Annotated in this window: 17 protein-coding genes; 6 read left to right on the top strand and 11 right to left on the bottom strand. The window is 64.5% G+C overall.

The window, feature by feature from the left end; all coding sequences use genetic code 11:
* Positions 1 to 148: 148 nt before the first annotated feature.
* A complete protein-coding gene (locus tag ACEN9T_RS26070; protein ID WP_413707526.1) occupies positions 149 to 1,093 on the bottom strand; it encodes a LysR family transcriptional regulator in 945 nt (314 codons plus the stop codon).
* Positions 1,094 to 1,179: 86 nt separating this feature from the next.
* On the opposite strand from ACEN9T_RS26070, the gene ACEN9T_RS26065 reads away from it, so the two are divergent.
* Positions 1,180 to 2,193 (top strand): aldo/keto reductase, encoded by a 1,014-nt coding sequence (locus ACEN9T_RS26065; protein WP_413707525.1) that lies wholly within the window; start codon positions 1,180 to 1,182, stop codon positions 2,191 to 2,193.
* A gap of 68 nt (positions 2,194 to 2,261) precedes the next feature.
* On the opposite strand, the gene ACEN9T_RS26060 is transcribed toward ACEN9T_RS26065, so the two are convergent.
* Together ACEN9T_RS26060 and ACEN9T_RS26055 are read right to left on the bottom strand one after the other, a co-directional pair.
* A complete protein-coding gene (locus ACEN9T_RS26060; RefSeq protein WP_413707524.1) occupies positions 2,262 to 3,410 on the bottom strand; it encodes an ABC transporter substrate-binding protein in 1,149 nt (382 codons plus the stop codon).
* Positions 3,411 to 3,566: 156 nt separating this feature from the next.
* Entirely contained in the window at positions 3,567 to 4,172 is a 606-nt protein-coding gene (locus tag ACEN9T_RS26055) for a short chain dehydrogenase (RefSeq protein WP_413707523.1), read from the bottom strand.
* Positions 4,173 to 4,279: 107 nt separating this feature from the next.
* On the opposite strand from ACEN9T_RS26055, the gene crgA reads away from it, so the two are divergent.
* Both crgA and ACEN9T_RS26045 read left to right on the top strand, forming a co-directional pair.
* Positions 4,280 to 5,188 (top strand): LysR family transcriptional regulator CrgA, encoded by a 909-nt coding sequence (gene crgA, locus ACEN9T_RS26050; protein ID WP_413707522.1) that lies wholly within the window; start codon positions 4,280 to 4,282, stop codon positions 5,186 to 5,188.
* Positions 5,189 to 5,193: 5 nt separating this feature from the next.
* Positions 5,194 to 5,409: a DUF3820 family protein gene (locus tag ACEN9T_RS26045; protein ID WP_092976228.1), complete on the top strand. Its 216-nt coding sequence runs from the start codon at positions 5,194 to 5,196 to the stop codon at positions 5,407 to 5,409.
* Between the two features lie 12 nt (positions 5,410 to 5,421).
* On the opposite strand, the gene ACEN9T_RS26040 is transcribed toward ACEN9T_RS26045, so the two are convergent.
* Positions 5,422 to 6,318: a LysR family transcriptional regulator gene (locus tag ACEN9T_RS26040; protein WP_413707521.1), complete on the bottom strand. Its 897-nt coding sequence runs from the start codon at positions 6,316 to 6,318 to the stop codon at positions 5,422 to 5,424.
* A gap of 101 nt (positions 6,319 to 6,419) precedes the next feature.
* Here ACEN9T_RS26040 and ACEN9T_RS26035 point away from each other — a divergent pair, with 101 nt between their 5' ends.
* Positions 6,420 to 7,376 carry an SDR family oxidoreductase gene (locus ACEN9T_RS26035; RefSeq protein WP_413707520.1) on the top strand — a complete coding sequence of 319 codons (957 nt, stop codon included), beginning with the start codon at positions 6,420 to 6,422 and terminating at the stop codon, positions 7,374 to 7,376.
* Here ACEN9T_RS26035 and ACEN9T_RS26030 read toward each other — a convergent pair.
* Complete coding sequence (locus ACEN9T_RS26030; protein WP_413707519.1) at positions 7,362 to 7,913, bottom strand: phosphonate degradation HD-domain oxygenase; 552 nt, start codon at positions 7,911 to 7,913, stop codon at positions 7,362 to 7,364. The genes ACEN9T_RS26035 and ACEN9T_RS26030 overlap by 15 nt on opposite strands.
* Positions 7,914 to 8,082: 169 nt before the next feature.
* On the opposite strand from ACEN9T_RS26030, the gene ACEN9T_RS26025 reads away from it, so the two are divergent.
* Complete coding sequence (locus ACEN9T_RS26025; RefSeq protein WP_413707518.1) at positions 8,083 to 8,460, top strand: cupin domain-containing protein; 378 nt, start codon at positions 8,083 to 8,085, stop codon at positions 8,458 to 8,460.
* Here the strand turns inward: ACEN9T_RS26025 and ACEN9T_RS26020 are convergent.
* Together ACEN9T_RS26020 and ACEN9T_RS26015 are read right to left on the bottom strand one after the other, a co-directional pair.
* Positions 8,450 to 9,208 (bottom strand): sulfite exporter TauE/SafE family protein, encoded by a 759-nt coding sequence (locus tag ACEN9T_RS26020; protein WP_413707517.1) that lies wholly within the window; start codon positions 9,206 to 9,208, stop codon positions 8,450 to 8,452. The genes ACEN9T_RS26025 and ACEN9T_RS26020 overlap by 11 nt on opposite strands.
* A 23-nt stretch (positions 9,209 to 9,231) precedes the next feature.
* Positions 9,232 to 9,669 (bottom strand): hypothetical protein, encoded by a 438-nt coding sequence (locus ACEN9T_RS26015; RefSeq protein ID WP_413707516.1) that lies wholly within the window; start codon positions 9,667 to 9,669, stop codon positions 9,232 to 9,234.
* A 119-nt stretch (positions 9,670 to 9,788) separates the two neighbouring features.
* Between ACEN9T_RS26015 and ACEN9T_RS26010 the strand changes: the two genes are divergently transcribed.
* The gene (locus tag ACEN9T_RS26010) at positions 9,789 to 10,040 is read left to right on the top strand and encodes a hypothetical protein (protein WP_102064020.1); all 252 of its coding nucleotides are present in this window, start codon (positions 9,789 to 9,791) and stop codon (positions 10,038 to 10,040) included.
* Positions 10,041 to 10,273: 233 nt separating this feature from the next.
* Here the strand turns inward: ACEN9T_RS26010 and ACEN9T_RS26005 are convergent, their stop codons facing one another.
* The 4 genes from ACEN9T_RS26005 to ACEN9T_RS25990 form a co-directional block, all read right to left on the bottom strand.
* On the bottom strand, positions 10,274 to 11,260 hold the full coding sequence (locus tag ACEN9T_RS26005) for a branched-chain amino acid ABC transporter permease (protein ID WP_092976335.1): 987 nt from the start codon (positions 11,258 to 11,260) through the stop codon (positions 10,274 to 10,276).
* A gap of 14 nt (positions 11,261 to 11,274) precedes the next feature.
* Entirely contained in the window at positions 11,275 to 12,159 is an 885-nt protein-coding gene (locus ACEN9T_RS26000) for a branched-chain amino acid ABC transporter permease (protein ID WP_092976209.1), read from the bottom strand.
* A gap of 83 nt (positions 12,160 to 12,242) precedes the next feature.
* On the bottom strand, positions 12,243 to 13,451 hold the full coding sequence (locus ACEN9T_RS25995) for an ABC transporter substrate-binding protein (protein ID WP_092976206.1): 1,209 nt from the start codon (positions 13,449 to 13,451) through the stop codon (positions 12,243 to 12,245).
* Positions 13,452 to 13,526: 75 nt separating this feature from the next.
* Positions 13,527 to 14,267, bottom strand: coding sequence for an ABC transporter ATP-binding protein (locus ACEN9T_RS25990; RefSeq protein ID WP_027678827.1), 741 nt, complete (start codon positions 14,265 to 14,267; stop codon positions 13,527 to 13,529).
* Between the last annotated feature and the right edge of the window lie 31 nt (positions 14,268 to 14,298).

The following is a 14,298-nucleotide window of genomic DNA, read 5'->3' as shown; positions in this document are numbered from 1 at the left end:
CAAAAATTTGGAGAAGCGGAATTATAAGTCGCGCGGCTACACCGCAGTTCGACCATGCGGCAATCGAGACGAAATTCACCTGCTTTTCGTGTTTCACGTGGAACATGCACCGCTTGTTGCCCGCGTTTGTGTTTCACGTGAAACACATTCAGCTAATGGGCACTCGCCCTGGGCTGGCCGAGCGTTCCTGTAGAAAATCGATGAAGGCGCGCAGCTTGCCCGGCATCTGCGGCGTGCGAGGAAAATAGAGATGGAAGCGATACATCGGCGGGCACCAGTCTTCGAGCACCCGAACCAAGCGGCCGGCCGCCACATCCTCGGCGACGAGGTCTTCCAGCACGTGCGCCAAGCCCACGCCCTGCTTCGCCGCCTCGACCATCGCGAGCACGTCATTGGCGATGAAGCCGCCCACCACATCCGCCGACTGGTTGGCGCCACCGCCGGGCGCGGCAAACTCCCAGTCGTACAAGGCGCCGCTGCTTGGAAAGCGGTATCGGATGCAGCGATGGCCGCGCAGGGCTTCCGGCGATGCGGGCGTGCCATGCGCTTGCAGATACGCTGCACTGCCCACCACCGCAATGCGGCGCGCCGGGCCGATCGGCACGCCGACCATGTCGCGCTCGACACGCTCGCCGAAGCGGATGCCGACATCAAAGCGGTCTGCGACGATCGCGGACAGCCCGTCGTCCACCGAGACCTCCAGCTCGATGCGCGGATAGCGCGAGAGAAAATCGCCAAGCACCGGCTGCAGCAACGACTGGTACGCCACGCGCGAGGCCGTCACGCGCAACGTGCCGCGCGGCTCCGTTGCACGCTCCCCCACTTCCGCCATCGCACCGTATAGCGCGTCAAGGCCAGGCCGCGCGACGGCAAGCAGCGCTTCACCCGCTTCCGTTGCACTGACCTGTCGCGTGGTGCGCGCCAGCAGTTGCACGCCGAGCGCCGACTCCAGCCGCCGGACAGTTTGCGACAGCGCGGACGTCGAAACATCCAGCGCTGCGGCCGCCTGCGTGAAGCTCCCCGCCTCCGCAACGCGGCGCAGTCCATCCAGCGCGGGCAGCAGGTCCGGATCGATTGTGAATTCTGTCTTCATAGTGCATCCGATTCTATCCACTTAATCGGCGCGACCGCGTTGCCTAGACTGGCGACTCCTCTCCCTGACCTGACAAGGACATCGCCATGCAGACACGACAACTTGGTCAATCCGACCTGCACATCTCTCCACTCGGCTTCGGCACGTGGGCCACGGGCGGCGGCAACTGGGAATATGGCTGGGGCGCGCAGGACGATCGCGATTCCATTGCCGCCATCGCCGCTGCTGCGGACGCCGGCATCAACTGGATCGACACCGCTGCCGCCTATGGGCTGGGCCACGCGGAAACGGTGGTCGGCCGGGCGCTGCGCACATTGCCCGCAGAACGGCGCCCGTACGTGTTCACCAAGGGTTCGCTGGTGTGGGATGCGCAGGGGCGGATTTCGCATTCGCTCGACCCCGCATCGCTTTCACGTGAAATCGACGACAGCCTGCGCCGCCTGAAGGTGGATGCGATTGATCTGTACCAGATCCACTGGCCGGCCTTTCCTCCGGGTGCGCCGGAGCAATCGATCGAAGCCGCCATCGCTGCGCTGGCGGCGGCACGGCGCGCCGGCAAGATCCGCCATATCGGCGTATCGAATTTCGATGCGGCGCAAATGGAACGCGCCCGCTCCGTCGCGCCGATTGCCTCATTGCAGCCGCCCTACTCGCTGCTGATGCGCGGCATCGAAGAATCCATCCTGCCGTACACGGCGGCGCATGGCATCGGCAACATCGTGTATTCGCCGCTGCAATCGGGGCTGCTGTCGGGGCGCATGACCCGCGAGCGCATCGCCGCACTGCCCGCCAACGACTGGCGCGCGCAGCGCAGCCCCGAATTTCAGGAGCCGAACCTGACACACAACCTGGCGCTCGTGGATGTGCTGCGCGGCGTGGGGGCGCGGCATGGGCGTACGCCCGCTGAAGTGGCCATCGCATGGACGCTGCGCAACCCGGTGGTCACGGGCGCCATCGTCGGCGTGCGACGGCCGGACCAGCTCGAAGGACTGCTCGGCGCGGCCAGCCTGAAACTGACGGATGCGGATCTCGCGGAAATCGACGCCGCGCTGCCGAAAACCACGGCATCGCCCGTGCCGCAGAGCCTCGCCAACGCTTGAGCCCCGAAAAGCAAAACGCACGGCGCGAACCGTGCGTTTTGCGTGGGACGATGACGTTGGCTACGCCGTCAGTTCTGCAGCTTCCACTTCCCGTCCTTGATTTCCACCATCACCCGCGCCCGTTGGTCCAGCCCGAGGTGATCCTTCGCGTTCATGTTCATCACGCCGTGCGAGATCGCCAGATTGGTGGTCGTCTCCATCGCATCGCGCAGCCCCTTGCGGAACGCCGGTGTGCCGGGTTGCCCCTTCTTCAGCGCTTCGGGCATCGCATGTGTGAACAACAAACCGGCATCCCACATGTGGCCGCCGAACGTGGAAACCTGCCCGCCATAGGCCTTCTCATATGCCGTCTTGTACGCCAGCGCTGGCTTCTTCACCGGGTTGCTGTCGGGCAGTTGCTCGGCAACCAGGATCGGACCTGCCGGCAGGAACGTGCCGTCGCAGTCCTTGCCGCACACGCGCAGGAAGTCGGCGTTCGCCACGCCGTGCGTCTGATACAGCTTGCCCTTGTAGCCCCGCTCCTTGAGCGCCCGCTCCGGCAGCGCGGCAGGCGTACCCGAGCCTGCGATCAACACTGCGTCCGGATTGGACGACACGATCTTCAACACCTGCCCTGTCACCGACGTATCGGTCCGAGCAAACCGCTCGTTGGCGACAACCTTCAGCTTGCGCAGCCCTGCCACCTTGTCGAACTCCTGCGCCCACGAATCGCCATAGGCATCGGCAAAGCCGATCAGCGCGACGGTCTTCACGCCATGGTTGACCATGTGTTCGGCAATGGCGGTCGCCATGTGCGAATCGTTCTGCGGCGTCTTGAACACCCACGCGCGCTTGGCGTCCATCGGCTCGATGATTCGCGCCGAGGCGGCCAGGGTGATCATCGGCGTTTCGCTCTCGGCCACCACATCCACCATCGCCAGCGAGTTCGGCGTGACGGTCGAGCCGATCACCAGGTCGACCTTGTCTTCGGTGATCAGCTTGCGCGTGTTCTTGACGGCAGTCGTCGTATCAGACGCATCGTCGAGCACGATGTACTCGATTTTCTTGCCTGCGATTTCCTTGGGCAGCAGCGCCACGGTGTTCTTTTCCGGAATGCCGAGCGAGGCGGCCGGCCCCGTGGCAGACACTGTGATACCGACCTTCACCTGGGCGAATGCCGTGCCTGCCAACAACGCCGTTGCGGCGAGTGCAATGCGGGATGCGCGCGAAACCTTCATGCCGTCTCCTGAGATGTGCCGAGCGGGTCTGCGCCCGCTCTGGATCTGCGATTTGGCCGACCGCTGGGTCGGGGATGAACGAGTCTAGAAGGAGTCACGCCACGCGGGCAAGGGGGAGATACCCCGAAACTTAACGTGTTCACGACCTGGGCAGATTCAGCCTACGCGATACACCCGGCCGCTCTGCACGCCTTCCACGCTGCGCCGATACGCCAACGCCGCGCGCGCTGCCGAGACCGGCTCGAAGCCCGGGAAGAACGGGCCATATGCCTCCATGGATTCGGTCAGCACCGTCGGGCTCACCGCGTTGATGCGGATGCCGCGCGGCAGCTCGCAAGCGGCGGCGCGCACAAAGCCCTCCACGCCCGCGTTCACCGCGGTGGCGTTGGCGCCTTGTGCAATCGGCTCCTGCCCCACGATGCCGGTCGTCAGCGTGATCGAGCCGCCGTCGTTCAGATAATGCTGGCCGACGAGCGCCAGGCGCACTTGGCCGAGCAGCTTGTCCTGCAGGCCAACGTTGAAATCCGCGGCCGTCATCTTGGTCAGCGGCCCGAAGAACAGATTGCCCGCGGTGGAGACAATCGCGTCGACGCGGCCGAGCTTGTTGAACAGCGCCGCCACGCTGTCTGCGTTGGTGATGTCGACTTGATGCTCGCCCTGCGTGCGGCCGACGCGGATGATTTCGTGCGCACCGCCCTGCTCCAGTTCCGCCACCACGGCGCGGCCAAGCGTGCCGCTGGCGCCAATCACGACGATTTTCATGCTCTGCTCCTTCACAAATCCGGTTGGAATGGCGCCTATTCTTGGCCGAACCCATTATGTAATAAAGCCGTGATACCTTCGATCATTCCAAATCAATAGTTCGGAATATGGACAAGCTGCGCAGCATGGAAACCTTCGTCGCCGTGGTGGAAGGCGGCAACTTCACCGAGGCAGCGGCGCGGCTTGAAATGTCCGCGGTGATGGTCGGCAAATATGTAAGCGCGCTAGAGACGCAACTGGGCGCCCGCCTGCTCCAGCGCAGCACGCGCCGCCAGAGCCTGACCGATGCCGGACGCGTGTTCTACGAAGACGCCAAGCGCGTGCTGGAACAGGTGCGTTGGGCGGAAACGTCCGTCGAACGGCTGCGCGCGTCGCCCTCAGGCACGCTGCGCGTAAGTGCCCCCACCACGTTTGGCGCGTGCGTGATCGCGCCGTTGGCGGCGACGTTCCAGCAGGCGCATCCGCAGGTGCGCGTGGAGCTGAACCTCAGCAACAGCATGGTCGATCTCGTCGACGAGGGGTTCGACCTCGCCATCCGCATCGGGCCACTGGGCGACGCCGATCTGGTCGCCAAGCCGCTGTGCGTGTATCGCATGGTCATCTGCGCATCGCTGGATTACCTCACGCGTTACGGGCGGCCGGAAACACCGGCAAACCTGCCACAGCACCGCTGCCTCTCGCACATGGTGTGGAACAACCGCAATGCGTGGCAGTTGCGTGACTGGGAAGGCGACACGCCCTGGCGCGACGACCCTGCCTTCACCTGCAACGACGGCCATGGCTTGCGCGCGGCAGCGGTTGCGGGCGCGGGCCTGCTGCTGCAGCCCGAAGTGCTCGTCGCAGAAGACCTGGCAAGCGGCCGCCTCGTGCGCGTGCTGCAAGCGTATGCGCCCGAGCCGCGGCCGATTCATGTCGTGTATCGGCAGGATCGACGGCCGTTGCCGAAGCTCTCCGGTTTTGTGGAGCATTTGCTGGCGCACGTGCCCGCGCTCGTCCCCACATCGACGGCACAATAGCGCCCATGAACCCCGAAGACCTCCAACGCCTCGTCACCACGCAAATGCCCTTCGGCAAATACAAGGGCCGCGTGATTGCGGACCTGCCGGGCCATTACCTCAACTGGTTCGCGCGCGAAGGCTTTCCGCCCGGGCAGATCGGCCGATTGCTCGCGCTGATGCAGGAGTTGGATCACAACGGGTTGAAGAGCCTGCTCGACCCATTGCGCCAGAAGCGATAGCAACGCGATCGATCAATCGCCGTTGATGTAACGCAGCAGCCCCGTCGCCAACGCATCAAACACGACGCGGCAGCGCGGGCTGTCACGCAGGTCTTCGTGCATGGCGAGCCAGGTGTCGAGCGTGATGGAGACCCGATTGCCGAACAGCCGAACCAGATCTGCGTTGTGCCGCACCAGGCCGACCTGGCAGAAGCCGATGCCAAAGCCCGCACGCAGCGCAGCAATTGCAGCCAGGTCACTGTCGGTGCGCAGTGCGAAGCGGTTACGTTGGATCCACGGGAACTGCGCTCGCACGCTGCGCAGGAAGGCGTTTTCTTTGTCGTAGCCGATCAACGTGTGGCCAGCGAGTTCTTCCACCGTGCTTGGCGTGCCGCGCTGCGCCAGATAGCGCCGGTGGGCAAATAGCCCCAGTTCAATGCTGCCGATGTGCCGCGCGACGAGCACGCCCTGGCTCGGTGGCTGCATGCGCACGGCGATGTCCGCCTCGCGGCGCAGCAGGTCTTCCATCCGGTTCGAGGGCACCAGTTCGAGCGTCAGCTCCGGATAGGCGGCGTGCAGATCGGCGAGGATGGGCGGCAGCACTTCGACCGCCACCACCTCGCTGGCGGTGATGCGCACGGTGCCGCGCACGCCCTCGCCCTGGCTGGACGCGGCGCGCAGCAAGGCGGCACTCGTGGCTTCGAGCGATTCGGCAAACGGCCGCAGCGATAGCGCCGCTTCTGTGGGGCTGAGCCCCTGCTGGGTTCGGATGAAGAGCGACATGCCCAGCGCCCGTTCCAGCGCATCGACATGCCGGCCCGCCGTCGGCTGCGTCAGCCCCAGCGCGCGGGCGGCGCCCGACAGCGATCCTTCTCGCACGACGGCAAGAAACGTCCGATACAACTCCCAACCAGGCTCAGATCCGTTCATACAAATTTGTATATCTGCACGCTCACTATCAACAATTCCATTGAAGCACAGCTGCGCCCAGAATGCCTCCATCGCAACGCACACACACCGGGAGCACGGTCATGGAACAGGCACAACGCATCGCATTGGTATTGGGCGCCACCGGCGGTATCGGCGGCGAAGTGGCACGTCGGCTGGTGGCACGCGGCTGGCATGTGCGGGCGCTGCAGCGCAATCCGGAGGCGCTGACCAACCGCAACACCGCATTCGAATGGATTCGCGGCGACGCGATGGTGCGCGAAGACGTGGTCGGCGCAGCGCATGGCGCGGAGCTGATCGTCCACGCCGTCAACCCGCCGGGCTACCAGAACTGGGCCGGGCTGGTGCTGCCGATGATCGACAACACCATCGCCGCCGCACGTGCTTCAGGAGCGCGTATCGTGCTGCCCGGCACGGTGTACAACTTCGCGCCGGACACGTTTCCCGTGCTGCGCGAAACGACTGCGCAGGCACCGCTCACGCGCAAGGGCAAGATCCGCGCAGAGCTGGAGCGCCGCATGCAGGCCGCCAGCGCCGACGGCGTGCGCAGCCTGATCGTGCGCGCCGGCGATTTCTTCGGGCCGCAAACCGGCAACACGTGGTTTGCCGGCGCGCTGGTCAAGCCGGGCAAGCCCGTCCGCACCGTCACGCAGCCGGGCGCCGCGGGCATCGGCCATCAATGGGCGTACCTGCCGGACGTGGCCGAAACGATGCTGCGTCTTGTCGAGCAAGGCGACCGTCTGCCGGACTTTGCCGTCTATCACATGCGCGGTCACTGGGACGCCGACGGCACGCAGATGGCCGCAGCAATTGGCCGCGCGGTGGGCCGCCCCGTCAAGACGCGCGCATTCCCGTGGTGGCTGATGCCCGCGCTGGCGCCGTTCTCGGAGATGCTGCGCGAGATGCGCGAGATGCGATACCTGTGGCAGCAGCCGGTGCGCATGGACAACGCCAAGCTCGTGCAGACGCTCGGGGCCGAGCCGCACACACCGTGGGACGAAGCCGTGGGCGCGACGTTGCGCAGCCTAGGCTGCCGCTGAAACCCGCGCGGCCGTCGCCAGGAAGTGCGCAAGATCAGGCGTGCGCTGCCCGGCCACCTTGGCGAGGTCGTCCCACCGGCGCAGCTGCAGCGCATCGGCAGCGTACGGACGCTGCATGAAGGCCTCGGCTTCCTGCGCTGAAAACACACCGCCCTGCAACGCCAAGCTCCGTACGGAATCGGCTGAGAGGCGCGCGTAGTAATGCGCATCCATCGCGCACAGGCAGCGCTTGGCATCCACATGCAGGCGGATCGGCTCCAGCACGGCATCGGGAAACGTCGCACGCAGAAACGGCAGCGCAAAGTACTGGTGCTGATCGTCGATGCCGTGGGCGGTCGGCGTCTCGCCCCGCAGGTTCAGCAAATGACCGAGGTCGTGCAGCAGCGCCGCCGTGATCAGCGCATCCGACGCACCGGCCGCCTCCGCCAACGCCGCCGTCTGCAAGGCATGTTCGAGCTGCGTGACGGGCTCGCCGCTGTAGGCAATGTTGCCGTGGCGGTCAAATAGCGTGCGGATGTCGTCGAGGCTCAGGGCCATGATGCTGCGCAGAAGAAAGCAGAACCTGGCAGCCTAGCCCGCCCATGCGGCAACACAGTGACAACGCACCGCGCATTAGCCCGCGTGATCGGTGCGATTAGAAAGTTTGGTTGGGAATGCCCGGCGCCCGCCCTTATCTTCAGAGCCTTCCCATACATCGGAGCGCAACATGCTCGCAGGACACGCCGTACAGGTCACGCACGCGCTGGAACAGGTCACAGACTATTGGTCGCCGCGCATTGTCGGCCAGGTCAACGATCAATACATCAAGGTCGCCAAGCTCAAGGGCGAATTCGTCTGGCACGACCACCCGAATGAAGATGAGCTGTTCTTCGTGGTCTACGGCCACCTGAAAATCGCCTTCGAAGACCGCGCCGACGTGCACCTCGGCCCGGGTGAATTCTGTGTCGTGCCGCGCGGTGTGCGTCACTTTCCCGTCGCCGACGAGGAATGCGGAATCATGTTGATTGAGACCGTGACCACGCAGCACACGGGCGATGTCGTTACCGAACGCAGCGTAGCACTCGAAAAACAACTCAACGGATGAAGGCGTCGTAAGCCGTCTTCAAAATCAACGCCAACACCACCACGATGAACACCTTGCGCACGAAGCGGCTGCCGTGCCGCAGCGCGAGGTGGCTGCCGACCTGATTGCCGGCCACGTTGGCGACCGCCATCACCAAGCCGAGCTGCCACCACACGTGGCCCTTGGAAGCCAGCAGGAGCAAAGCCGCCACGTTGGTCGCCAGATTCACGATCTTGGTAGAAGCCGACGCGTGCAGGAAGTCGTAACCGAACACGCGCACGAACACGATCATCAGAAAGCTGCCGGTGCCCGGGCCAAACACGCCGTCGTAGAAGCCGATGGCCGCGCCGGCCAGCAATGCCGCCGCGCGCTCGCGCCAGCCCTTGAGGCGCGGGGCATGATCGGCGCCCAGGTTCTTCTTAGCCACGGTGTAGACGAGCAGCGCCACCAGCACGAACGGCAGCGCGCGGCGCAGCGGCTCGGCCGGGATATGCATGAGCGCCCACGCGCCCAGCAGCGAAAAGGCAAACGCCGTGACCACTGCCGGCGCCGTCGCGCCCCAATAGATGCGCACTGTGCGGCCGTAACGCACCGCCGCCGTCGCGGTGCCCGACATCGACGCGACCTTGTTCGTGCCGATGAGCGTAGCGGGCGCGATGTTGGGATACGCCGAAAACAGCGCGGGAATCTGCACCAAGCCACCGCCACCGGCCACGGCATCGATCAGGCCGGCCAGAAAGCCAGCCACGGCGAGCAAAGCGAATTCCATCAGGAAAAACGAAACGGGAAGGATTAGCCCAGCGACTTGGGCGACGGACGTGCGCTGCGCCGCCAGCAGCCCGATGTGTCAGACGCAAAGCCGAGCGCTGCAGCGTCTTCAGCAGAAAGCGCCGCGGGCGGCAGCAGGACGTGGAGTATGCCATGTGCTCTGGCGTACTCATTCACGGCGGCCAAGGCGGTGTCACGGGTGGCCATGTCACCGGAAAGCACCAACACGCCAGCGGGCAACCACGCCACCAAGCCGCCCAACATCAGGTGCGGCACGAGCGTGATCGGCGCCACGCCGGCCAATACCTCACCCTTTTCGATCAGGAAACAGGGATGCACGTTCGGATGGGCGAGCAGCGTATCAACGGCATGCGCCAGCTGCAGCGGCGAGGCGGTCGAGGCGACGGCGGCCAGCAGGCGCGGCCGGTCTTCGGGCGTGGCAAGGCGAGTGGACAGGGTCATGGGCAGCTTTGGCGAAGGCGCCATTGTCATGCAGTGCGCGCATAGGCGTCGACACCGAATGCATTTCTCTTGTGAATAAGCGCGAACCAGAATGGATGCGTCATCCCACGGAGCCCGCCATGGCCGATCCGACCCGCGCCCTCACCCTGCAATTGCTGCAGTCGCTGGCCGAGCGGCCGCGGCCCTACGCTGAAGTGCTGGAAACGTGGCGGACGTCGTGCCCGCGTTTGTCGATCTGGGAGGATGCCTGCATCGACGGGCTGGTGGACTGCGTGCCCGACTCCGCGCCGGGGCTGCAGTTAGTGACGGTCAGCGCCCGGGGCCGTGCGCTGCTGGCCGGCGCCCTCGCGGAAGGCGAGCGCACAAACTAAAAGGCCCTGCCGGGGATCGCCTGGCAGGGCCTTCATTTATTTTGCATCTCCACCGTACGTGCGGTGTGTGCTGTCGTCTCCTCGCTCCCGCCTCATTTATCTCGTGCGAAAACCGTAACGCGACTGTAAAAGATGCACCGCAATGCAGCAACTAGAGCAAACCCTTACGGTGCATGAGGCACCAAATTCAGCCGTCTGGGTGAAATTCGCCGGCATCTTCGCGCATTGTGGCGTCAACGTCGCAACCAGGGAACGCGAGCCGCAATTTCGCCCATGATGCCGCGGCGGAAGGTCAGCACGCAGATCACGAAGATCGCACCCGTGACCGTGGTGACCGATTCGCCGAGGATATTGAAGCCGTCGATGCCGGTGGCGCCAGCCAGGAAGCTGCCGATGTCGCCGAGCTTGTTTTCCAGCGCAATCACCAGCGCCGCGCCCAGCAGCGGGCCCGACAGGATACCCAGGCCGCCCACCAGCGTCATCAGGATGACCGAGCCGGACATCGACCAGTGCACGTCGGTGAGCGTCTCGAAGCCGAGGACCAGCGTCTTAAGCGAGCCGGCCAGGCCCGTGAGCGCCGCCGACAGCACGAAGGCCAGTAGCTTGAAACGATCGGTGTCGTAGCCGAGGGACGTGGCGCGCGGCTCGTTCTCCTTGATGGCCTTGAGGATCTGTCCGAACGGCGAGTGGATCGTGCGCACGATCAGCAGAAACGCCAGCGCAACGATGACGAGCACAACGTAATACAGCGTCAGATCGGACGACAGATCCAGCACACCGAACAGCTTGCCGCGCGGCACGCCTTGCAGGCCATCTTCACCGCCGGTGAACGGCACCTGCAGGCAGAAGAAGTACAGCATCTGCGCCAGCGCCAGCGTGATCATCGCGAAATAGATGCCCTGGCGGCGGATGGCCAGCAGGCCGACGATCAATCCGATGAACGCGCCCGCCGCAGTGCCGGCCAGCAACCCCAGTTCAGGGGTGACATGCAGATCGCGCATCATGTAGCCGGCCACGTAGCCCGCGCCACCAAAGAACGCCGCATGCCCGAACGACAGCAGCCCCGTGTAGCCCAGCAGCAGGTTGAATGCGGAGGCAAACAGCGCGAAGCAAAGCAGCTTGGCGACGAACACCGGATACGCGCCCACCAGCGGTGCGGCGATCAGCGCGACCAGCAGCAGGCCGTACAGGACGTATTTGAGGGAAGAAGAGTTGGTCATGTTGGCCGCGCCGCTCATTTCTCTTTACCGAACAGGCCCGCCGGACGCACCAGCAGCACCAGCACCATGATCACGAACACCACGGTCGCCGACGCCTGTGGATAAAACACCTTGGTCAGCCCCTCGATCACGCCCAGGCCCAGCCCCGTGACGATCGAACCGAGAATCGACCCCATACCACCAATCACCACCACCGCAAACACGGTGATGATCATGCTCTGCCCCATCAGTGGCGAGATCTGGATGACGGGCGCAGCCAGCACGCCAGCAAACGCCGCCAGCGCCACGCCAAAGCCGTAGGTGAGCGTGACCATCAGTGGCACGTTCACGCCAAAGGCTTCGACCAGCTTCGGGTTCTCCGTGCCGGCGCGCAGGTAGGCGCCCAGCTTCGTCTTTTCGATCATGAACCACGTGGCGAAGCACACCGCCAGCGACGCCACCACCACCCACGCGCGATAGTTCGGCAGCATCATGAAGCCGAGGTCCGTGGCACCCTGCAGCAATTCGGGCGTGTCGTACGGCAGGCCCGACACGCCATAGATGGCGCGGAACACGCCTTCGATGACAAGCGTCACGCCCAGCGTGAGCAGCAGGCCATAGAGATGGTCCAGCTTGTAGATGAACCGCAGCAGCGTGCGTTCGATCACCACGCCCAGCAGGCCGATCACCAGGGGCGAGAGCACCAGCATCGCCCAGTACGGGATGCCCAGGTACGAAAAGCCCATCCACGTGAGCACCGCGCCCAGCATGAACAGTGCGCCGTGCGCAAAATTGATGACGTTGAGCAGCCCGAAGATGACCGCAAGGCCCAGGCTCAACATCGCATAGAAGGAACCGTTGACCAGACCCAGCAGCAATTGGCTGAGCATGGCCGGTAGCGGAACGCCGAAGATTTCCATCGCGGTCAGGAAGAGAACACCACACCAACAACGTTGATGACGCCGCCATCCACACGGACAGCGGCGCCGGATTGCCTACGCTTTTACTTCTTCATCAGCGAGCACTTCGACTCGGCCGGCGTGGTGAACGCCTGTTCGCCCGGGATGGTCGCCACGACCTTCAGGTAATCCCACGGCTTCTTCGATTCGGCCGGCGTCTTCACCTGCAGCAGGTACATGTCGTGGATGCCACGGCCGTCCTGGCGGATGTAGCCCTTCGTGTAGAAGTCGTCGATCTTGGTCTTCTTGAGCTGCGCGATGACCTTGTCCGGATCATCCGTGCCGGCAGCCGCCACGGCCTTGATGTAGTTCGACACCGCCGAGTAATCCGCCGCCTGCAAGCTGCTCGGCATCTTCTTCATCTTCATGAAGTAGCGGTTGGCGAACTTGCGCGTGGCGTCGTTCATGTCCCAATACCAGCTGTCGGTCATCAGCAGGCCCTCGGCTGTCTGCAGGCCCAGGCTGTGCACGTCGTTGATGAACATCAGCAGGCCGGCGATCTTCATCGACTTGGTGATGCCGAATTCCTTGGCCGCCTTGATCGAATTGATCGTGTCGCCACCGGCGTTGGCCAGGCCCAGGATCTGCGCCTTGGACGACTGCGCCTGCAGCAGGTACGACGAGAAGTCCGACGCCGACAGCGGGTGCTTGACTGAACCCACCACCGTGCCACCGTTGGCCTTGACCACGGCCGTCGTGTCGTTCTCCAGCGAATGGCCGAAGGCGTAGTCGGCGGTCAGGAAGAACCACGACTTGCCGCCCTGCTTGACCACCGCACTGCCCGTGCCCTTCGCCAGCGCCACGGTGTCGTAGGCATAGTGGATCGTGTACGGCGTGCACTCTTCGTTGGTCAGGCGCGCCGTGCCGGCACCGATGTCGATGAACACGCGCTTCTTCTCGGAAGCCACCTTGTTCATCGCCAGGCCCGTGGCGGAGTTCGTGCCGCCCAGCAGCATGTCCAGGCCTTGCTGGTCCATCCATTCACGCGCCTTTGAAGCGGCAATGTCGGCTTTGTTCTGGTGATCGGCCGTCACCAGTTCGATCGGCTTGCCGAGCACCTTGCCGCCCGCATCCTCGATCGCCATCTTGACCGCCTCGACACCGCCCTGCCCGTCGATGTCGGCATACAGACCCGAGAGATCAGTGATGTAGCCGATCTTCACCTTGTCGCCGCTCACCTGCGCATGCGCGCCGAAAGCCGCCGCGCCCAGCCCTACCGCCATCAATGCACCAGCCAGCTTCTTGAGTGTCATGGTCTTGTCTCCTGTGTCGTGCGCGCCGCGGATCACGCTGGCGCATGGGTCTTGCAAGTCGATCGGGAAAACGCCTTAAACGCCGAGCAGTTCGTGCAGCACCGGCATCTTGTCCTGCAGTTGCGCCGCCTCGAAACGCTCGACGATGCGGCCGTGTTCCATCACATAAAAGCGATCTGCCAGCGGCGCGGCAAAGCGGAAGTTCTGCTCCACCATCACCACCGTGTAGCCGCGCTTCTTGAGCATCAGGATCATGCGGGCCAGCGCCTGCACGATCACCGGCGCAAGGCCCTCGGAAATCTCGTCGAGCAGCAGCAGGTTCGCGCCCGTGCGCAGGATGCGCCCGACCGCCAGCATCTGCTGCTCCCCGCCCGACAGGCGCGTGCCCTGGCTCTGACGGCGCTCGGCCAGGTTCGGGAACATCTCGTAGATTTCTTCGATGCTCATGCCGGCATTGCCGGTCTTGGCTACCTGCCCCTTCAACACCGGCGGCAGCATCAGGTTCTCTTCGCACGACAGGCTCGAGAAGATGCCGCGCTCTTCGGGGCAGTAGCCGATGCCGCAGTGGGCGATCTTGTGCGTCGGCAGGTCGATCGTTTCCACGCCCTGGCCGCTTGCGTCGTGCACGACGATGGAGCCTTTGCGCGTGCCCACCAGGCCCATGATGGCGCGCAGCGTGGTGGTGCGGCCCGCACCGTTGCGGCCGAGCAGCGTGACGACCTCGCCGCGGTTCACGGTCAGGTCGACACCATGCAGGATGTGCGATTCGCCGTACCAGGCGTGCAGGTCCTTGATCTGGAGCGCGGGCGTGCTCATGCAGTGTTCTCGTGTGTTCGGGTCTAGCGTT

This window comes from Ralstonia sp. Ralssp110, assembly GCF_047325135.1.
GTDB lineage: Bacteria > Pseudomonadota > Gammaproteobacteria > Burkholderiales > Burkholderiaceae > Ralstonia > Ralstonia mojiangensis.
This window is presented reverse-complemented; position numbering and strand designations above follow the sequence as displayed.

What these genes read in the sequence shown, in the direction of transcription:
- ACEN9T_RS25990 (WP_027678827.1), bottom strand. Translation starts at nt 14,267, where the DNA reads ATGAGCACGCCCGCGCTCCAGATCAAGGACCTGCACGCCTGGTACGGC.
- ACEN9T_RS25995 (WP_092976206.1), bottom strand. Translation starts at nt 13,451, where the DNA reads ATGACACTCAAGAAGCTGGCTGGTGCATTGATGGCGGTAGGGCTGGGC.
- ACEN9T_RS26020 (WP_413707517.1), bottom strand. Translation starts at nt 9,208, where the DNA reads ATGGAATTCGCTTTGCTCGCCGTGGCTGGCTTTCTGGCCGGCCTGATC.
- ACEN9T_RS26010 (WP_102064020.1), top strand. Translation starts at nt 9,789, where the DNA reads ATGGCCGATCCGACCCGCGCCCTCACCCTGCAATTGCTGCAGTCGCTG.
- ACEN9T_RS26040 (WP_413707521.1), bottom strand. Translation starts at nt 6,318, where the DNA reads ATGAACGGATCTGAGCCTGGTTGGGAGTTGTATCGGACGTTTCTTGCC.
- ACEN9T_RS26060 (WP_413707524.1), bottom strand. Translation starts at nt 3,410, where the DNA reads ATGAAGGTTTCGCGCGCATCCCGCATTGCACTCGCCGCAACGGCGTTG.
- ACEN9T_RS26055 (WP_413707523.1), bottom strand. Translation starts at nt 4,172, where the DNA reads ATGAAAATCGTCGTGATTGGCGCCAGCGGCACGCTTGGCCGCGCCGTG.
- crgA (WP_413707522.1), top strand. Translation starts at nt 4,280, where the DNA reads ATGGACAAGCTGCGCAGCATGGAAACCTTCGTCGCCGTGGTGGAAGGC.
- ACEN9T_RS26035 (WP_413707520.1), top strand. Translation starts at nt 6,420, where the DNA reads ATGGAACAGGCACAACGCATCGCATTGGTATTGGGCGCCACCGGCGGT.
- ACEN9T_RS26030 (WP_413707519.1), bottom strand. Translation starts at nt 7,913, where the DNA reads ATGGCCCTGAGCCTCGACGACATCCGCACGCTATTTGACCGCCACGGC.
- ACEN9T_RS26065 (WP_413707525.1), top strand. Translation starts at nt 1,180, where the DNA reads ATGCAGACACGACAACTTGGTCAATCCGACCTGCACATCTCTCCACTC.
- ACEN9T_RS26025 (WP_413707518.1), top strand. Translation starts at nt 8,083, where the DNA reads ATGCTCGCAGGACACGCCGTACAGGTCACGCACGCGCTGGAACAGGTC.
- ACEN9T_RS26000 (WP_092976209.1), bottom strand. Translation starts at nt 12,159, where the DNA reads ATGGAAATCTTCGGCGTTCCGCTACCGGCCATGCTCAGCCAATTGCTG.
- ACEN9T_RS26045 (WP_092976228.1), top strand. Translation starts at nt 5,194, where the DNA reads ATGAACCCCGAAGACCTCCAACGCCTCGTCACCACGCAAATGCCCTTC.
- ACEN9T_RS26005 (WP_092976335.1), bottom strand. Translation starts at nt 11,260, where the DNA reads ATGACCAACTCTTCTTCCCTCAAATACGTCCTGTACGGCCTGCTGCTG.
- ACEN9T_RS26070 (WP_413707526.1), bottom strand. Translation starts at nt 1,093, where the DNA reads ATGAAGACAGAATTCACAATCGATCCGGACCTGCTGCCCGCGCTGGAT.
- ACEN9T_RS26015 (WP_413707516.1), bottom strand. Translation starts at nt 9,669, where the DNA reads ATGACCCTGTCCACTCGCCTTGCCACGCCCGAAGACCGGCCGCGCCTG.